Origin of the sequence: Streptomyces botrytidirepellens (assembly GCF_003721215.1) — a bacterium.
Taxonomy (GTDB): domain Bacteria; phylum Actinomycetota; class Actinomycetes; order Streptomycetales; family Streptomycetaceae; genus Streptomyces; species Streptomyces himastatinicus.
The window spans coordinates 1-16,864 of record NZ_RIBZ01000295.1 but is presented as its reverse complement, the minus strand read 5'-3'; the positions used below and the strand labels follow the sequence as shown (position 1 = coordinate 16,864).

Genomic DNA, 16,864 nt, shown 5'->3' with positions numbered 1-16,864 from the left:
GCTTCCGCCGTCGGACCGGCTGCCGGACGCCGGGCAGGACACGGTCGGCAACGGCGCGGTCGCGGCGTCCGCGGCGTCCGGGGGCGCGCCGGAGGTGACCCCGCGGCCCGGCCCGGACGCGGATCCGAAGTTCGCTGCGCTGAAGAAGGACGTACGGCACAAGAAGCGCTCGGTGGCGGCCTCGCACCCGCCTCCGCGGGCGGAGGCGACGGCGGCGCAGGACGCGGCGCTGCCGCCCAAGGACGACGAAGAGGCGCAGGGCAAGACGGCCAACGCCGAGAAAATGAACGAGGCCGAGCCGAAGGGGTTCGACAAGGAAGCGTTCATCAGGGCGGTCGAGAAGGCGATCGCGGAGAAGGCGCCGAAGAACCTCGACGAGGCGGACAAGTTCGCCGACTCCGGCAAGCCCGACGAGGTGCGGGCGGAGGTGCAGGGCCAGGTCGGTCAGGGCAAGTCGGACTCGGCCGAGCAGATCTCCACGACGACCGCGGCGCCGCCGGACACCTCGGCGGCGGTGCCGAAGAAGGTCGTCCCGCTGGCCGCCGACCGGCCGCCGGGTACGCCGGGGACGCCGGATCCGGCGAACGCCGTGCCGGACACGCTGCCGCCGTCGGCCACCGACATGTCCGCGGGGCCCGCCCAGGTCGACCAGCACATGGCGGACGCGCAGGTCACCGAGGCGCAGCTGAAGAAGTCCAACGAGCCCACGTTCGGCAAGGCACTGGGCGAGAAGAAGGCCGCCGAACGGCATTCCGCGGCGACCCCGGGACGGTTGCGCAAGCACGAGGCGGGCGAGCTGCGCGCGTCCACCGCGCGAGCGAAGCGGCTCGGGGCCGCGGCCATGGGCGCGATGGGCGCCCAGCGGGTGCGCACCGGGCAGCAGGTCGGCGCGGGCAAGTCCGGCGCCAAGAGCCGGGACGAGGACAAGCGGGCCCAGGTCACGGCGGTCCTGCAAGGCGTCTTCGACACGATGAAGAAGGACGTCGAGTCCATCCTCGACGGCCTCGACAAGCTGGTCGACGACCAGTTCGGCAGGGGTGAGAAGGCGGCCCGGGACGACTTCACAGCCGAGCACAAGCGGAAGATGGAGGAGTACAAGGGCCGCCGGTACTCGGGGGCCACGGGCAAACTGCGCTGGGTGCGGGACCTGTTCGCGGGGCTGCCCGCGGAAGCCGACAAGATCTTCGACGAGGCCCGCGCCAACTACGTCCGCCGCATGCGGCAGGTGATCTCCGATGTCGCGGACACCATCGGCACGGAGCTGAACCGGGCGAAGCGGCGCATCGCCGACGGCCGCACCGAGATGCAGGCCGCGGTGCGCAAGCTCCCGGCGGACCTGCGGTCCATCGGCCGGGAGGCGGCCGCGGAGTTCACCGACAAGTTCGACGAACTCACCCAATCCGTGGACGACAAGGGCACCCAGCTCGTCGACACCCTGGCTACCAAGTACACCGAGGCGCTGAAGTCGGTCGACGACGAGATCGCCGCAGAGAAGGAGAAGAACAAGGGCCTCGTGGACAAGGCCGTGAGCGCGGTCAAGGCCGTCATCGACACCATCCTGGAGCTGAAGCGGCTGCTGCTGTCGGTGCTCGCCAAGGCCGCGCAGGCGGTCATGCTGATCCTCAAGGACCCGATCGGCTTCCTGCGCAATCTGGTCTCGGCCGTCGGCGCCGGGCTCAAGCAGTTCCTGGCGAACATCGGCCGGCATCTGCAACAGGGCATCCTGTCGTGGCTGCTGGGCAAGACGGCCGAGGCGGGCATCGAGGTGCCGTCGAAGTTCGACGCCCAGGGTGTCCTGAAGATGCTCGCCTCCGTGCTCGGGCTGACCTGGCAGTCGATCCGCGCCCGGATCGTCCGCAAGGTCCCCACGATGGAACCGGCGGTCACAGCGGCCGAAACCGCGGTGCCGCTGGTCTCGGAGGTCCGCAAGCGGGGCGTCGCGGGGATGTGGGACGACCTCAAGACGCGCGTGGGGGACCTCAAGAAGGACCTGCTCGACAAGGTCATCGCGTATGTGACGCCCACGATCATCCAGGCCGGAATCATGTGGGTGCTCTCGCTGCTCAACCCCGCGTCCGCGTTCGTCCGGGCGGTGAAGCTGATCATCGACTTCGTGCGCTTCATCGTCACCCAGGCGCGCCAGATCTTCGAGTTCGTCAACGCCGTACTGGATGCGATCATCGCCATCGCCAGGGGCGGCAGCGGCGGCGTACCGGGCCTGATCGAACGCGCCCTGGCCCGGTCCATCCCGGTCCTGCTGGGCGTGTTGGCCGCGGTCCTGGGCGTGGGCGGCATCGCCTCCCGGGTGAAGCAGATCGTCCAGGCGATGTCCAAGCCGGTGAACCGGGCGGTGGACTGGGTGATCGACAAGATCGTCGGCCTGGTGAAGAAGCTCTGGGCCAAGATCAAGCTGAAGTTCGACAAGCCGAAACCCAAACCCAAGGCGAAGGACAAGAAGCGGCCGGGCAGGCCGCGCCGGCGGAAGCGTCCGGACCAGCGGCGCAGGCCCCGCAAGGACGACCGGCGCAGGCCGAAGCGCAGACGCGGCCCGAAGAAGAAGCGGCCGGACAAGAAGCGGCAGGACAAGCGGACCGAGGCGGACAAGAAGCGGGCCCTCGACGCCGCCGTGCGGGACGCGACGCGACTGCTGGGCGATGAGTCGGCGACGGTCAAGTCCGTACGGCGCGGGCTCCCGGCCATCAAGCGGCGGCACCGCCTCACACGGATCCGGCTCACAAAGGTGACCGGGGACAAGTACCGCATCAAGGTGGCCATCAACCCGGAGGCGGAGACCCCGGTCGAGGACCTGGGGGACAAGTTCCCGTACAAGATCGGCCCGGCCGAGGGCAATTTCAAGATCAGGAAGCATGGGAAGGTGGTCGACCAGCTCAACCCGATCAAGAACATCCCCATGGCGGGGAGCGACCCGAGGACCGGCTTCGTCGTCAACATGGCGGCCGTCCCGGGCGAGGTGAAGAAGAACCCGGGCATGGCCGCCCGCTACCTCCACGACGCCTGGAAGAGCCCCGAGACCAAGCACTTCGGGCCGGTGAGCACCGCCGTCGTGATCGGCGTCAACACCTTCGAGCACCTCGACCAGAAGAACGACAGCAAGGTCCTCAACGAGGCCATCGACGCCGTCAAGCGGCCGCTCAAGCTCATCATGGCCGTGTTCGGCTTCATCTGGACGCCCAAGTGGCTCCACACCGACGGCCGTGACGTCCCCATGGCGGAGGTACGCAAGAAGTACCGGGAACTGACGAACGACGAGAAGCGGGTGGCCGAGAAGCAGGAGAAGGGACTGCGCGACAAGGGCGCGCTCCCCTACGGCCTCTTCCGCGAGGAGGTGACGAACTCCTCGTACACCGGCAAGGCGACGGCCATCCTGTCGCACGCCAACGACCAGGTCCACATCCTCGGCCAGGACGCCGACACCGGGGTCGCGGTGTCCGAGACGACGGGGGTCCTCGCCGCGTACAAGCGGATCCTGGACGCGATGGAGAGCCATCCGCAGATCACGATCGGCGGCTACCGCTTCAAGGGCTTCAACTGGAGCCCGGAGGGCGACCAGCGCCCCAAGCAGCTCACGCTGCTCGCCAACGAGCTGGACCGGGCCATCCGGGTCGTCATCGGCAAGAAGTTCCCGCAGATGCTCTACCCGACCGAGCCGAACATGCTGATCAAGGCGTGGGACCGGCACCGGCCGGACGGCCTCTTCCAGAACAGCCGGCTGGGCGCGCTGCGCCGCATCCAGGGCGGGCTGTACGGAGTCGGCAGCGCGGAGGGGCGCACCCTGCGGATCCGGTACCGGGAGGTCTTCGGCGAGGAGCTGCCCGTCGCCTACGTCCCCGAGGCGTCCACCACCACGAGTCCGGAGCCGGGAGACCGGGACCGCGGACTGACCGTGGAGCCGTCGGACGTCCAGCTGGCCGCCCGGGGCAGGATGCGGGCCAAGGGCGGTGCGCAGGAGGCCATCCGCGTCGCGCACCGGATGTACGCGCTCATCATCCAGGCGCAGTCCTACACCAGCGCCCACACCCTCTCCCGGGAGTACTTCCACGCCAACCCCGGGATGTCCAAGAGGCTGCGGTTCACGTTGCGGGACACCGTCTTCGTCCATGTGGAGAACGTCGCGATGCTCATGGCCGACAACCCCAGGCTGACCGCCGAGAGCCCGAGCATCCAGGCGGAGCTTCAGCGGCTGGCGGAAGCCGTCGACCGGCTCGTCCGCGGCGCGGGCGGCGACGAGGGGCGCAAACGGGCCGTGCAGCGGGCCCGCGATCTGACCTCGGACATCATCAAGGCGATGACCGCGCCCGAGCTGCACACCTACTGGGAGAGTGTCAGTACGGCCCTCGACGAGGCCATGAGGGACGCACCGGAGAGCGGAGGAGAGGCGCAGTGAACCCGGAGTCCGTCGACCGGCTGCGGGAGGCGGCGTCGCGCGACGACTACGCCTCGATGGCGCGCCTGGCGCGGGCGCTGTACGACAGCGGGCTGGGGCCGCGCGAGGTGCTGCGCGAGGCTTACGGCGCCGACTTCCCCGAGGAGGTCTTCGTCATCGTCGGCGCCGGGCTGTCCTCCCTGGACCTGCTGGCCTACTTCGCCAATCAGCCCTGGCAGCTGGCCGTCCCGCCCGAACAGGGCGGCCCCGCCGACGTGCCCGGCCCGCTGGACGACACCGAACGGCTGGTCCTGGCCCTGGACCCCGGATTGCTGCCGCTGGTGCAGATTCCCGCGGCCACGCCCGCCGGGGACGACCACATCGTGTGCTACCGGACCGAGGAACTGCGGGCGGGCCGCCCCACGGCCTTCTGTCTCCGCTCGGCGGCCTATCCCTACAGCGAGGTGCGCGACGCCGAGGCGGTGCGCTGCGGGGATTCCCTGCTGGACGTGTTGTACGAGGTGCACGCCGACGAAGCGCGCCGACTTGACGAGGAATCGCGGCAGCCGTGGAACCGGGGCGCGGGGTCCGTGGACCGCGCGGAGGTGGAGCAGGCGCGCGCCTCCCTCGAACTGGTCGAGGAGCTGCGGCGGAAGGCGGCCGGGCGTCAGGCGCGCTGATCCGCCTTCGGCTTCGGCGCCACCACCGCCACCACGACGGGCCGGGCCGGGACGGGGCTCGACTGGGCCGCCGCGCCCGCCACGGCCGCGTTGCCCACCTGGTTCTGGCCCGCCACCAGGAGCCGATCGAGCGGGGTCGGCGACTGCGGCGCGGCGGGAGCGGGGGCCGGGGTCTGGCGGGTGGCCGTGGCCGTTTCCTGCGGCCGCGCCGGTGGGACGGGGGCCACCAGGCGGTGCAGGGAGAGCGGGGGTTCGGTGGGCAGCATCGGCGTCACCCCTGGGTCGCGTCGTCGAGGAGGTGGGCGTGGGGGCCCAGTTCGGCCGGGCGGAGCAGGCGGGCCTCGCGCTGGAACTGGCGTGCCACGCCGCGGACGATGTGGCGCATGCCGATGGTAGCGCTGTCGCCGTCCGCTGCGGAGAGGGCGGCGGTGCGGGCCGCCGCGGTGATGCCCGCGCCGGTCATGTCGAGGCGGGCCAGGGCGTCCAGGTCCACGTCGGGGGCGAGCGGGGCTTCCCGGGGGAAGACGAGCCGCCACAGTCTGCGCCGTTCGGCGGCGGACGGGCGGGGGAAGTGGACGACGAAGTGGAAGCGGCGGGTGAACGCCGGGTCGATGTTGTCCTTCAGGTTGCTGGTCAGGATCACCAGTCCGTCGCTGGCCTCCAGGCGCTGGAGGAGGTAGCCGACTTCGAGGTTGGCGTACCGGTCGGTGCCGTGCTTCACCTCGCCGCGCTTGCCGAACAGCGCGTCGGCCTCGTCGAAGAGCAGCACCGCGTGGCTCTCCTCGGCCTGCCGGAACGCGGTCTCCATGTTCTTCTCCGTCTCCCCCACCCACTTGGAGACGACCTGGGCGAGGTCCACCTTGAGCAGTTCCAGGCCCAGCATGCCGGTGACGATCTCGGCGGACATGGTCTTGCCGGTCCCGGGCTCCCCGGTGAAGAGCGCCTTGACCCCGCCGTGTCCGGAGCGGCGGGCGAAGCCCCAGCTCTCGGCGATCCGGGGCCAGGCGCGGAACGCCGAGGCGATCTCCAGGATCTGGCGGAACTGGACGTCGGGCAGGACCAGGTCGTCGACGGTGCGGCGGGGCACGATGGAGTGGACGGCGCTGCCGCTGCGGCCGCGGGTGACGGTGGCGATGGCGGGCTCGACGTGGTCGGCGACCGGCTCCGGGCGCCCGTTGCCCGCCAGGCGCGCCCCGGCGTCCGCGACCGAGGCGACGGCGCGCAGTTCGCCGCCGCTCATCCGGTACCGGACGGCGAGGTCTTCCAGGAGCGGCCCGTCCAGGTCCGGGAGCGCGGCGGACCACATCGCCCGGCGGTCGGTGAACCCCGGTGCGGGCACGGTCAGTTCGGCGTAGGCGCGCGCGGCGAGCAGGCCCGGGGGGCGCCAGGGTTTCAGTCCGGTCAGGCACACCGGCACGCGTGAGCGCAGCAGTGCGGCGGAGATCGCGTCGGCGTGGGGCCGCCGCTGCTCGCCGTGGAGGTCGTCGGTGGGGATCCACAGGACCGCGCCCAGCGCGGCGGCCGTCCGCAGGTCGGCCTCGGGGTCGGCGGTCAGGGTGCGCAGCGGTGCCTGTGCGGCCCGGGTCAGGGCCTGGACGGCGTCGATCTGGCCGTCGGGCGGGCAGCCCCACAGCCCGGCCAGGTCGATGTCACCGGAGCCGAGCGCGCGGCCCAGCCGGGTGAGCTGGTCCGAGGACAGATAGGGGGACAGGACGCGTGGTTCGGGTGGCGCGACCTCGCCAGGGTCGTGGCCGAGCAGTCCGACGTCGCCGCCCCAGCCGAGCAGGAAGTCCAGCACCCCGGGACCGAGGATCAGTTCCTGGGCCAGCTCGACCGCGGCCTCGCCGTGCGCGCGCAGCAGACCGTACCGGCGCAAGGGTCCGGACGGGCCGAGGGAGCGGCGTAGCGCGAGGCGGGCGGGTGCGCTGTCCGCGCCGACGGTCACCAGGAGTTCGACGCTGGGGAGGCGCCGGTTCAGGTTGTCCACGATGTAGGCGTAGATCCGCTCGTAGCCGCGGTCCAGTTCGGGCGCGGCGACCAGCAGCAGCGCGTCCTGTTCGGCGCGGGTCAGGCCGAACCGGGTGGCGAGGGCGTCCAGGGGCAGGGTGGTGCCCTCGGCGGACGCGCGCCGCCTCAGGTCGCGTTCGGCGTCCGGCTCCGGCCGCGGGGGTGCGTACGGCTCGGCCATGGTGTCGGTGAAGGCGTGCACTTCGCCGAGGAGGACGGCGACCTGTTCGTCGGTGACGCAGTACGGGGTGAGGTCCGGCCGGGTGAGCCGGGCCGCGAGCCGCGCCTGCCGTTCGACGGCGGCCCGCAAGGCCCGGTGTGCGTCGGCCAGCCGGATCCGCAGGTGTTCCACCGCTGGTTCGCCCATGTGCCTCACCCGGCCGAGAAGGTCAGGGTCCGGCCGCCCAGCCAGACCACGTCGGGCACGTCGGCGAGCAGGCCGCCGCGCAGGAGGTCCGCGTGGCGCCGTCCCATCGGTACGCGCACCCGGACGGCCGCGGGCTCGAACCGCACCGTGGCCTCCAGGTCGGCGAAGCGGCGCAGGGCCAGGAGCGGGTCCGGTGTCTCGCGGTCGCTCCAGAGCGTCCAGGCGATCGTGGACAGGCCGAGCGCCGCGGCCAGGGTGACGGTGCGCTCCAGGCCGCCGTCCGGTGCGAGCGGTACCGCCCGGCGCTCGGCGACCAGGGCGGTGAGCAGGTCCGCGAACCGCTCGGTGTGGGCGGGCAGCTCGGCGGCGCGGCGCAGGTCCGGGGCCGTGCCCGCGGCGGCCCACAGCGGGGTGCGCCAGGGCAGCCGGGTCACCGGATCGCCGCGCAGCGGCCGTACGCCGGTGAGGAACGGCACGCCGCCCGAGGCCAGTTCGCGCAGGGTGCCGGGCGGCAGGGGCCCGTCGCAGAGCAGGACGGTCGGCCGTCCGCACGCCTGCCAGTGCGGCAGCAGCCCGGCGGCGTCCGCGGCCCAGGCGATGGGGAACATGCCCTGGGCGTCGATCAGGAGCAGCGCGTCGTCGGCACCGCCGATCAGGAGCGGGTCGGCGGGGTCGTGGCCGCGGCACACCGAGAGCGCGAGGACGCCGTCGAGGACCGGGAGCGCGGGCCGCACGTGGCGGGCGAACGCGGTCAGATGCTCCTCGGGGACGGGTGGGTGGAGGCCCGCGAAGGCGGCCGCGGCCTCGGTGTCCCGTTCGGTGCGGCGCCAGGCCCGTGCGGTCGCCCCCAGCACCTTGTACGCGAGGGACGTCGCGAACAGCGGTGCGTCCTCGGCGAGTTCGATCCCGGCCAGGGCGGGTCCGATCGCGTCGAGGTAGCCGATGCGCGCCAGGGGCCCGGCGAGGAGGAAGGGCAGCGCGGACCACACCCGTACCTCGCCGGTGGTGCGCGGCGCCCTCGCCGTGCCGCCCGCCGCCGCGGGCTCCGCCGCGGTGGTGGCGGCCGAGGGCGGCTCGTCGATGCGGCCCGGGGTGGTGGGCGGTTCACTCGCGCCCCGGTCGGCTCGGGTGGGCGGGACGGTCAGGGTGCGGGCCGCCCGTATCGTCTCCTCGGGGTCCACGGACGCCAGATAGGCGGCGAGTGCCCGGGGCAGGTCGGTGGGGTCGGCGTCCGCGAGGACGGTGCGCAGCGGCTCGGGCACCGCCTCGGCGGGCGCGGCGGCGAGCGTCCGCCCGACGAGTTCGGCGAGCAGCCGGGCGGCCGTGGTGGCGTCGGCTTCGAGGAGGGCGGGCAGATACGCCCGTACTGACTCCTCGGGCAGCAGGGCGAGCAGCGCGTCGAGTTCACCGCGCTCGGCGAGTTCGGTGAAGAGCACGGCGGCGCTCGGGGCGGTCCACGGGTCGGGCTCCGCCGCGAAGGACTCCTCGATGGACAGGGCGCCGGTGTCGGTGTCGGGCGCGTGGGGCGCGTCCACGGGCATCTCCACGACCGGCACGGGCGCGAAGTGGACCTCGACGGGCGGCCCGCCGCCGATGGTCCGGCCGGGGCTTCCCAACCGGCCCGGGCGGACGGTGACGGTCAGCGGTTCGGTGATCTCCACGTCCGGCCCGTCCGTCCCCAGCCGCTCGGCGAAGTGGTCCGCCAGCAGCTCCGGGAGGGAGTCCACCACCTGACTGACCAGGGCCCGTGGATCGGGCCCCCAGCTCCACCCACCGCGCCGGACCACGGTCACGGTGCACCGGTGCACCGTGATGTCGGCGGGCTCGCCGGTCTCGCCGGTTCCGCCGGTGGTCGGCGCGGTGGGGGCGCTCACGTCACCTTCTCCATTCCCAGGTGGCCCGCCCAGCCCGCCGCGAGCACCAGTACGCCGTGCTCGCTGCCCGGGGTGAGGGTCACCGGTAGTTTCACCTGGGTCTGCTGGGCGGGGATCTCCCCGGTGAGCACATGGGTGTCCTGCTCGTCGGAGATCAGGGCGACCACAGGGGTGGTGCGGTTCGCCGGGACCTGCACCTTGATGGTGATCCCGTCCTTGGCCAGCACGACATCGTCGTCCCACCCCGCCAGGCGCACCAGTTCAGGTTTGGGTTTGTCCTCGGACGTCAGCTCGACGCCGAAGGCCAGCGGATCGGCGAGGGCTCCGGGTTCGTCGTCCACGGCCGCCACGCCGAGTTTTCCGGCGCTCAACGGCAGGGTCGCGATGCGGCCGTCGCCCAGGGAGACGCGCAACGGCAGCGCGCGTCCGACGAGTGCAGCCGCGTCGGCCGGGGCGTCGGCGCCGGTCTGGGCCAGGGAGCCCACGACGTGGCCGGTGCCGAGCGCGTACACCACGTGAAGAGCCATCGTCAGCCACCGCCGTTCGTTGCCGTGACCGTCGCCACCACCAGGAAGTCGGCCGCCCCGGGCTGTTCGGCGACCGCCGAGTCCGGGTCCGCCTTGGGGTTGTACAGACGCACCCGGCACCGCAGCCGCCGGTCGGCGTCCACGGTGGCCTCCACCGGGCTGTACAGCGCGGTGGTGGCCAAGGGCGGTGTGCGCGGGGTCAGATGGACGTGGAGCACGACCCGTCCGTCGGCGACCTGTTCCGGAGTGACGCCGGACGGCAGCGGCAGCAGCATCCCGTCGGTGGCGGTCCCGGACACGACGAGCGTGCTGCCGGCCTGCGTCCCGCCGCTGAAGCTGCCCTCGATCGTGAGGTTGCCGTTGGCCGCCACGGTCATCAGCGGGGCGACCGTGCCGCCGCCCTGGTACAGGCCGAAGACCAGGTTCGGCGTTTCGCCGCCGGACAGGACGAGCGCCGGCTTGCCCTCGTGGGCCTCCGGGGCCGTGCGCAGGGTCAGCGCGCCGGACGCGGCCGAGACGGTGTCCGCGCGTACGCCCACGAACCGCGCCGCGACACCGCGCGCCTCGGTCACGACGCCGCTGAAGTGGCCGTCCGTCCACTGGACGTAGCCCAGCAGGATGAGCCAGCGGACGGGCGGATCGGCCGGCGGGGCGCCGATCGCGGGCGGCTGCTGCTCCGCGACGAGCCGTTCGTCGCCGAGGCGCCCGAAGAGGATCTGGTACGACTCCTCCACCCGGGTCTTCGTGGCGCTGCCGGAGCAGGAGACCGGAGCGGCGGACCGGTCCGGTTCGCGGTCGGCGGCGGTGAGGAAGACCGGGTAGGGCTCGACCGTGAGCTGGTCCGCGCCGTTGACCTCGTCGAAGTCGCTCTCGCGCAGCACCACCGGCTCGGTGACGACCACCTCGCGGCCGGTCCCGTCGACGGCGATCCCCGGCGACACGCTCACCTCGACGTAACGGGCGCCCGTGGCCGGGTCGGTGCGGGGCTGGGTGACGAGGCCGAGCCCTTCGGCGATGCCCCATTCGTGCAGGTGCCGGGCGTGGCGGGCGGCCGGGCCGCGGGCGTACGCCACCGTGGCCGACAGGTCGGCGGCGGCCAGTACCTGGCCCTCGTGGAAGGCGGGGCGCAGGGGGCCCGTCATGGCGTCTCACCGGGCTTCTGGTNCCTCGTGGAAGGCGGGGCGCAGGGGGCCCGTCATGGCGTCTCACCGGGCTTCTGGTTACGGGTGCGGGGCGACCGGGTGCGTTTGGCCGGGGGTTTGGGCGGCTCGTCCGCACCGTCCGGTGCCTCGTCGGGCGCCTGGTCCGCTCCCCCGCCCGGCGCCGGGTCCGGTGTGTCGTCCCGATCCCCGAGCTGTTCCTTCAGCTGGGTCATCTGCGTCTCCGCGCTGCCCATGTGGGAGCGCAGGCCCTCCACGGCGGCGGTGAGATCGGCGACCTGGGTCCTGAGCCGGGCGAGTTCCTGCATGCTGTCGGTGACTTCGCTGGGCGTCGTGTAGACCTGCTCGTGCAGGGCCTTGGGCGGTGTCTCGCCGGGGGCCGGGGTCAGCAGCAGGGACAGCATCTCCTCCAGGTCCCCGCCGCGCGGCCAGTCGCCGAGCAGCCCGTCGGCGTACGGGCGCGCCACCGGGCCCTCCGTCGGGAGCGGCAGCGTCCGGTACACGGGCAGGGGCTGGCAGCACACGCGCTCGGCGAGTTCGCGCAGCCGGTAGAGCTTGGGCAGCCATTCGCCGTAGGCCGAGCCGCCCGGCAGCACCTGTTCCCGCGTGGCGGAGCAGACCCGTACGACATCGCAGCCGTCCAGTTCCACGTGCGCGAGCAGCACGTCGGTGTCGGTGCAGTCGCCGCACGGCGGGTTCAGCGTGGCGCACGCCGCGTCGGTCAGGAACCGCATCATCGCGGTCCCCAGCGCCGTGGCCGCTTCGGCGATCTGCTGCGCCTCGGCGATGGTGGCCTTCTCGGTGCTGTCCGTCGGCGGGGCGGGCAGCGGCGCGGGGACGTCGGCGGCGGCGACGTCCCGGCGCAGCGCGCAGTCGGCGAGGTCGGCGGCCTGGTCCAGGCGGCACAGCAGCCACTCGCGGATCAGGGCGAGGTCCGCGCGGAACTCCACCCGCAGCGCATGGCCGAGCGGGGTGCCCTGGGCGAGCATGCGCACTTCCAGTGGCGCGTCAGGGTCGCCCCGCTCCGGTACGACGCGGGCCGCGGTCTCGGTGACGACGGCGTGGGCGAGCGTACGGCGCAGCGGGTCGGGCCACGCCGCTTCCATGTCGGCGTCGCGGAGCCGTTGGCATGCCGTGCCCAGGGCGCCGCGGGCCTCGCGCACGGTGGCGAGGTCGGGGTAGTCCTGCCTGAGCTGGCCCTGCCCGGCCGCGTCGTAGGTGTCGAACCGGGCGACGGCGGCGGCGAGTCCGCGCACGTGCTCGGTCATCTCGCGGGCCGTCGGCGGGGGCGGCGGGCCTTCGCCGCCCGCGTTGTCGCGCAGCCACGCGAAGGCGGTGGCGTACCGCTGGGCGTCGGCGGCGTCGAAGCGGAAGGTGCGGCCGGTGCCGGTCGACGCGAGGGTCAGGGCGTCGGCGTAGTGGCCGAGCCGCCGGTCGCGGGTGCGGGCCCGGTCCGCCCGCGGGAGGTCGCCGATGGTGGCGAGGAGCCGGGTGCCGGGGTTGTGGCGGTGGTCCTCGGAGTCGTCGCACTTGACGACGAAGCGGAATCCCTCCTGGATCCTGGAGGGCACGCATCCGGGTGAGGGGCAGGGTTCCTCCGTGGCGTACGGGGCCACCGGTTCGACGGGAAGCTCCTGGTAGCGCACGTAGAGCCCGTACCGGCGGCCGCCCTCGTCGTCGCAGTCCTCCCCGCAGTCCACGCCGAGGGCGCTGATGCGCCGCTCCCGCACCAGGGCGGTGACGTCGACGCGTTCGGTGCAGGACACGACGATGTCGTTTCCGGCGCAGTCGAGGGCGTGTCCGGGATGGACTGCCAGGGTTCCACCGCCGCACGGGTCACAGGTCACGCCGAGGCCGCAGATGACGCCCGGCCCGTACAGGGACCGGTTGTGGAGTCTGCGCTTCGCCGTCGTGTACTCCACCAGCAGGCTGAGGTCGTCCTCGGTCAGCAGTTGCCCTGCGAAGAAGCGAGGACGTACGAAGGCGGAGGTCCGGGTGGCGTCGCCACCGCAGCCGCATCCGCAGTCTGTTCGCATGATCAGCGCTCCTTCACAAAGAACCAGCTCTCGAAAACGTCCCCGCCCGCACCGGTGCCGGACGTCCAGGGGCCGATGCCCGAGGGCGGGAGGTCGCAGCCGCCGTGCGCGGCCGACCGGGTGGTGTGGTCGTCGATGGTCGGTACGCGTCCGCCGACGTGGGTGCCGTCGACCGGGCGGCAGCAGCGGTCGAGGAGGAACGCGGCGCGGACGGTGATCAGTACGCGGTCGCCGTCCTGAAGCGTCTCGCGGGTGGTCTGGCGGTAGCGGAACTCCTGGGTGAACTCGCCGCACCCGCCTACGGTTTCGGAGTCGGTTTCCAGGTCCGGGTCGGCGAACCTGCCGCCCATGTACCAGGTGGAGGCGTTGCGCCCGCTGCCGCCCTCGATGACCTGGACCTCCACCACGCCGGGCCGCAGCGTGTCGGTCCGTACGCCGGACGAGAACCGCACCACGAGGCCGCCGTCCTCGTCCTGCGTGCCGAGCAGGGCCTTGGCCTCGTCGATGGTGTAGGTGTGTCCGTGGATCCAGTTGATGCCGGTGATCACGGTGGGCACGTGGCGGCCGAAGGGGCGGCGTACGTTCATGTGGATCTGGTGGCGGCGCACCGGCTCGTACCAGTCGACGCAGTCGATCCTGGCCAGCCACAGCACCGTGTGCTCGCAGGACGAGCAGCAGGTGTCGCAGCGCTCGTCCGCCGGTGGCTCGCACCCGGTGACCCGTACCGTGTAGCACTCCTCCGTCCAGCCGAACTCGCAGTCGGAGGTGTCCGCGCAGGCGTCGTTGTAGACGGCGCGGGTGGGTTCGACGGGCCGCTCGGCGTACTCGATGCCGACCCAGACGGTGTCGGTGTCCCGTTCGTGCGGGGGCAGCGCCTTCCACAGGTCGATCGCGCAGCCGCCGCGCACCACGACCTCGTTGCCGTCGCAGTCCACGCCGAGGCCGGGGCTGATCGTCACCTTGGCCCTGCGCCGGGTGTGCCGCGGTGTTTCGGCATCGCTCTGCCCGGCGGATGGCGTTTCCTCTCCGCTGTCCGGCGGGCAGTCGTCCTCGTCCCGCGGCGCGGGTTCCACGTGCAGGCCGCACACCACGCCGTAGCCGAGCAGGGCGCGCAGGCGCAGTTTCAGCTTCTCGCGGTGGTAGTCCTGTTCACGCTGGAAGTCCCGCGCGCCCAGCATCTGGCCGTGGAAGTACCGCAGTCGGCGCAGCGGTGGCGCGTCGAACCCCTCCGTGCCTGACCGTGATGTCTCTGTCTCCGTCATGCCCCGTCCTCTCACGACACCTGTGTGTGCACACCGACGGCGGAGACGACTCCCACGCCCACCCCTCGGCGCAATCCTCTCGGTCCCGGCCTCAGCACCCCGGCGCGGCCCAGCCGCACGGGGTGCGCGCCGCCCAGCACGGGTGCGGGCAGTGGTACGAACGCGGTGTCCACGCCGACCGTGGACCGCGACCCGACCACGAACCCCGCCCCACCGGTCCGTACCGACCCCACCGTGTGCGCGGGCGCCTGCCGCTCCACCAGCCGTGCGAGCGCCGTCCCGTCCGCCGACCCGGCGGGCAGGGCCAGCCGGAACCGGTGGGCGTGCGCGGTGAACGGGTCGCTGTCGGGCGTTCCGAACGCGCGCAGCGGCGCCGCGCCCAGCGCCGAGCCGCTGACGCGGAACCGGCTCGCCGACCGGCCGAACAGCCGTATGGCGCCCAGCCCTTGGTCCTGTCCGGGCCCGGCGCGGGAGCCGTCGACGGCGTCGCGCAGGTGGGCCCAGCGGCGGTCCGTGGCCAGCTCGTCGACGACCGGGGTCACCCCGAACACGATGCGTACCGCCTCCCGCAGCGCCCATGGTGTGCCGCGGCGCCGGTACAGCTCCGGGGCGGCGGCCAGCAGCGCGCGCCGGGTGCGGGCGTCCCAGCCCGCCTCGAACGACAGGCCCAGCAGCCCGGCCAGCCACGGCAGCACCCGGTCGGGGACCCCGGCCGGGTCCAGGAGTGCCGGGTACCGCTCGATGACCCGGTCGAGCTGGGCGAGGGTGGCGTCGAACAGCGACAGGAAGCGTTCGGTGAAGTCGTCGGCCGCGGGGTCCTCGCGGAAGGCGGGCGGCAGCAGGTCGGCGCTGGTGACCCGGGGGAAGTCCAGCCGGATCCGGCGTACGACCGGAGTCGCGGCGCCGTCGCCGGAGAGCCCCAGCCGCAGCCGCAGGAAGCGGCCGGGCGGCTGGTCCACGAGGAAGTCGGTGGCTCCCGGGGCCGACGCCTGCCAGTCGCTGTCGTCGTACCGGCCGTCCTCGCTCACCACGATCCGGACGGCGACGGCCGTCCCGTCGGGCACGTCGGCGTCCACGCGGACGCGGTGCCAGCGGCACCGCGAGATGCCGCTGTCGATCAGGGTGGTGACGTACGACCCGCTGGTGGCGTACGCGTCGGTGGCGGGCGGCGCGGGGTCCCGGGGCAGGCCCTGCCAGGTGTGGCAGGTGGTGGCGGGGCCGTCCGGGCCCTGCTCGCTCAGGCAGAACCCGTCGTCGTCGGCCGAGGTGAGTGCGGACGGCGGGAGGGCGGCGGCCAGTTCGTCCACGGTGGCGGTGCGGAAGGGGCGGCGGTGGCCGCCCCGGTGGATCGTGAGCCGTCCGCCGTCGTCGGTGAGCAGCCACACGGACCGCTCCGGTCCGGTGCGCAGGCCGATGACCTCGCCGCGTGCACCGGTGCGGAGCACGCCGCGGAAGCGGCCCGCCTGGTCGTACCGCCTCAAGTCCGTGCTGCCCTGACAGGCCACCAGTATCTCGGCGCCGGGGGCCGGGGCGGCCCAGCGGGCGCGCTTCGTCCGGATCACCCCGGCGAGCTGTGCGCCCTCGCGGTGCCACACCAGGACGCGGCCGGAGTCCACCACGGTCAGCCGGTGTCCGCGCGCGGCGACCGAGACCGGCTCGCGCAGCAGGCCGGGGTCGCAGCCGGGCGGCCATACGGGGGTGAAGGCGCCGCAGGCGTCGCGGCGCAGCAGCCGCCGCTCGCCGGGGATCAGCAGGTACCAGGCGCACGGCCCGCACCCCGGTGCGAGGCGGGGGTCGGGGAACCAGGGCAGCAGCTGGGCCCGGGTGGGGCCTTCCGGCGCGGTGCCGCCGTAGGCGAGGCGGAGGCCGGAGGGGTCGTCGAAGCCGACGATGCCGTGGGTCTCCTGCTGGTCCCAGCCGACGTAGGTGTCGAGGAGACGGAAGGTCGCGGGGTGGGGTGTGCACGTCATGGCTGGTCTCCTACCGGGATCAGCAGCGGGCGCTCCGGCCAGACGAGGGTGTGGGGCGGGAGGGCGTGGTCGGTGCAGGGCGGCAGGCGCATGCCGTCGACGGTGAGCGAGAGCCGGGTGACGGCCAGCACCCCGTCGACCGCCAGGAGCGCCCGGACCAGCGCCGTGTGCCGCAGCGCGCCGCCGAACGGCCAGCCCGCGCCGTCCTCCCCGCCGCGCAGCGGGTCCAGGTAGGTGCGCACCGCGTCGCCCGCCCGGGCGAGGACCGCGGCCCGGTCGAGGTCCGGGTCGAGGGTGACCCAGGACTCCACGCCGACGCGGGCGTACGGGGCGGGGGCGGCGACCACGGTGACCCCGGCGGGGGCGGCTTCGCGCGACAGGTAGTCGGCGACGGCGCGGAGGGTGGCGGCGGTGGGCACGGGCGGTTCGGCGGTGTCGTCGCCGGGCGGTACGGGGGGTACGACGAGGACGCCGACGACACCGGGGATCGGCGCCCCGGCGTAGTCGGGGTGGAGGCCGGGCACGCCCCGGGCGCGGGCCACCGAGGCGCCGGGCGCGCGGACGGCGAGCTGCCCGTAGTCGGCCGGGGCCACGGCC

General features: G+C 73.5%; 10 protein-coding genes and 1 pseudogene. 2 read left to right on the top strand and 9 right to left on the bottom strand.

The window, feature by feature from the left end; genetic code table 11:
* Both EEJ42_RS24615 and EEJ42_RS24610 read left to right on the top strand, forming a co-directional pair.
* Positions 1-4,405: phage tail protein (locus EEJ42_RS24615; RefSeq protein ID WP_246097332.1), on the top strand; the 4,405-nt coding region annotated here is incomplete at its 5' end.
* Entirely contained in the window at positions 4,402-5,064 is a 663-nt protein-coding gene (locus tag EEJ42_RS24610) for a hypothetical protein (RefSeq protein WP_123102961.1), read from the top strand. The genes EEJ42_RS24615 and EEJ42_RS24610, both read left to right, overlap by 4 nt.
* Here the strand turns inward: EEJ42_RS24610 and EEJ42_RS24605 are convergent.
* The 9 genes and pseudogenes from EEJ42_RS24605 to EEJ42_RS24565 all read right to left on the bottom strand — a co-directional run.
* Positions 5,052-5,330: a hypothetical protein gene (locus EEJ42_RS24605; RefSeq protein ID WP_123102959.1), complete on the bottom strand. Its 279-nt coding sequence runs from the start codon at positions 5,328-5,330 to the stop codon at positions 5,052-5,054. The genes EEJ42_RS24610 and EEJ42_RS24605 overlap by 13 nt on opposite strands.
* 5 nt (positions 5,331-5,335) lie before the next feature.
* Positions 5,336-7,438 (bottom strand): ATP-binding protein, encoded by a 2,103-nt coding sequence (locus EEJ42_RS24600; protein WP_123102957.1) that lies wholly within the window; start codon positions 7,436-7,438, stop codon positions 5,336-5,338.
* Between the two features lie 5 nt (positions 7,439-7,443).
* A complete protein-coding gene (locus EEJ42_RS24595; RefSeq protein ID WP_123102955.1) occupies positions 7,444-9,312 on the bottom strand; it encodes a hypothetical protein in 1,869 nt (622 codons plus the stop codon).
* A complete protein-coding gene (locus tag EEJ42_RS24590) occupies positions 9,309-9,839 on the bottom strand; it encodes a hypothetical protein (RefSeq protein ID WP_123102953.1) in 531 nt (176 codons plus the stop codon). Before EEJ42_RS24590 ends, EEJ42_RS24595 begins: the two co-directional genes overlap by 4 nt.
* A gap of 2 nt (positions 9,840-9,841) precedes the next feature.
* Entirely contained in the window at positions 9,842-10,981 is a 1,140-nt protein-coding gene (locus EEJ42_RS24585; RefSeq protein WP_123102951.1) for a hypothetical protein, read from the bottom strand.
* A gap of 53 nt (positions 10,982-11,034) precedes the next feature.
* Positions 11,035-13,035 carry a hypothetical protein gene (locus tag EEJ42_RS24580; RefSeq protein WP_123102949.1) on the bottom strand — a complete coding sequence of 667 codons (2,001 nt, stop codon included), beginning with the start codon at positions 13,033-13,035 and terminating at the stop codon, positions 11,035-11,037.
* A 2-nt stretch (positions 13,036-13,037) separates the two neighbouring features.
* Positions 13,038-14,297, bottom strand: coding sequence for a hypothetical protein (locus EEJ42_RS24575; RefSeq protein WP_123102947.1), 1,260 nt, complete (start codon positions 14,295-14,297; stop codon positions 13,038-13,040).
* A gap of 11 nt (positions 14,298-14,308) precedes the next feature.
* Complete coding sequence (locus tag EEJ42_RS24570; RefSeq protein ID WP_123102945.1) at positions 14,309-16,267, bottom strand: phage tail protein I; 1,959 nt, start codon at positions 16,265-16,267, stop codon at positions 14,309-14,311.
* Positions 16,264-16,864: pseudogene (locus tag EEJ42_RS24565) on the bottom strand (putative baseplate assembly protein); the annotation flags it as partial. The gene EEJ42_RS24570 and the pseudogene EEJ42_RS24565, both read right to left, overlap by 4 nt.

What these genes read in the sequence shown, in the direction of transcription:
- EEJ42_RS24570 (WP_123102945.1), bottom strand. Translation starts at nt 16,267, where the DNA reads ATGACGTGCACACCCCACCCCGCGACCTTCCGTCTCCTCGACACCTAC.
- EEJ42_RS24590 (WP_123102953.1), bottom strand. Translation starts at nt 9,839, where the DNA reads ATGGCTCTTCACGTGGTGTACGCGCTCGGCACCGGCCACGTCGTGGGC.
- EEJ42_RS24600 (WP_123102957.1), bottom strand. Translation starts at nt 7,438, where the DNA reads ATGGGCGAACCAGCGGTGGAACACCTGCGGATCCGGCTGGCCGACGCA.
- EEJ42_RS24575 (WP_123102947.1), bottom strand. Translation starts at nt 14,297, where the DNA reads ATGACGGAGACAGAGACATCACGGTCAGGCACGGAGGGGTTCGACGCG.
- EEJ42_RS24580 (WP_123102949.1), bottom strand. Translation starts at nt 13,035, where the DNA reads ATGCGAACAGACTGCGGATGCGGCTGCGGTGGCGACGCCACCCGGACC.
- EEJ42_RS24585 (WP_123102951.1), bottom strand. Translation starts at nt 10,981, where the DNA reads ATGACGGGCCCCCTGCGCCCCGCCTTCCACGAGGGCCAGGTACTGGCC.
- EEJ42_RS24605 (WP_123102959.1), bottom strand. Translation starts at nt 5,330, where the DNA reads ATGCTGCCCACCGAACCCCCGCTCTCCCTGCACCGCCTGGTGGCCCCC.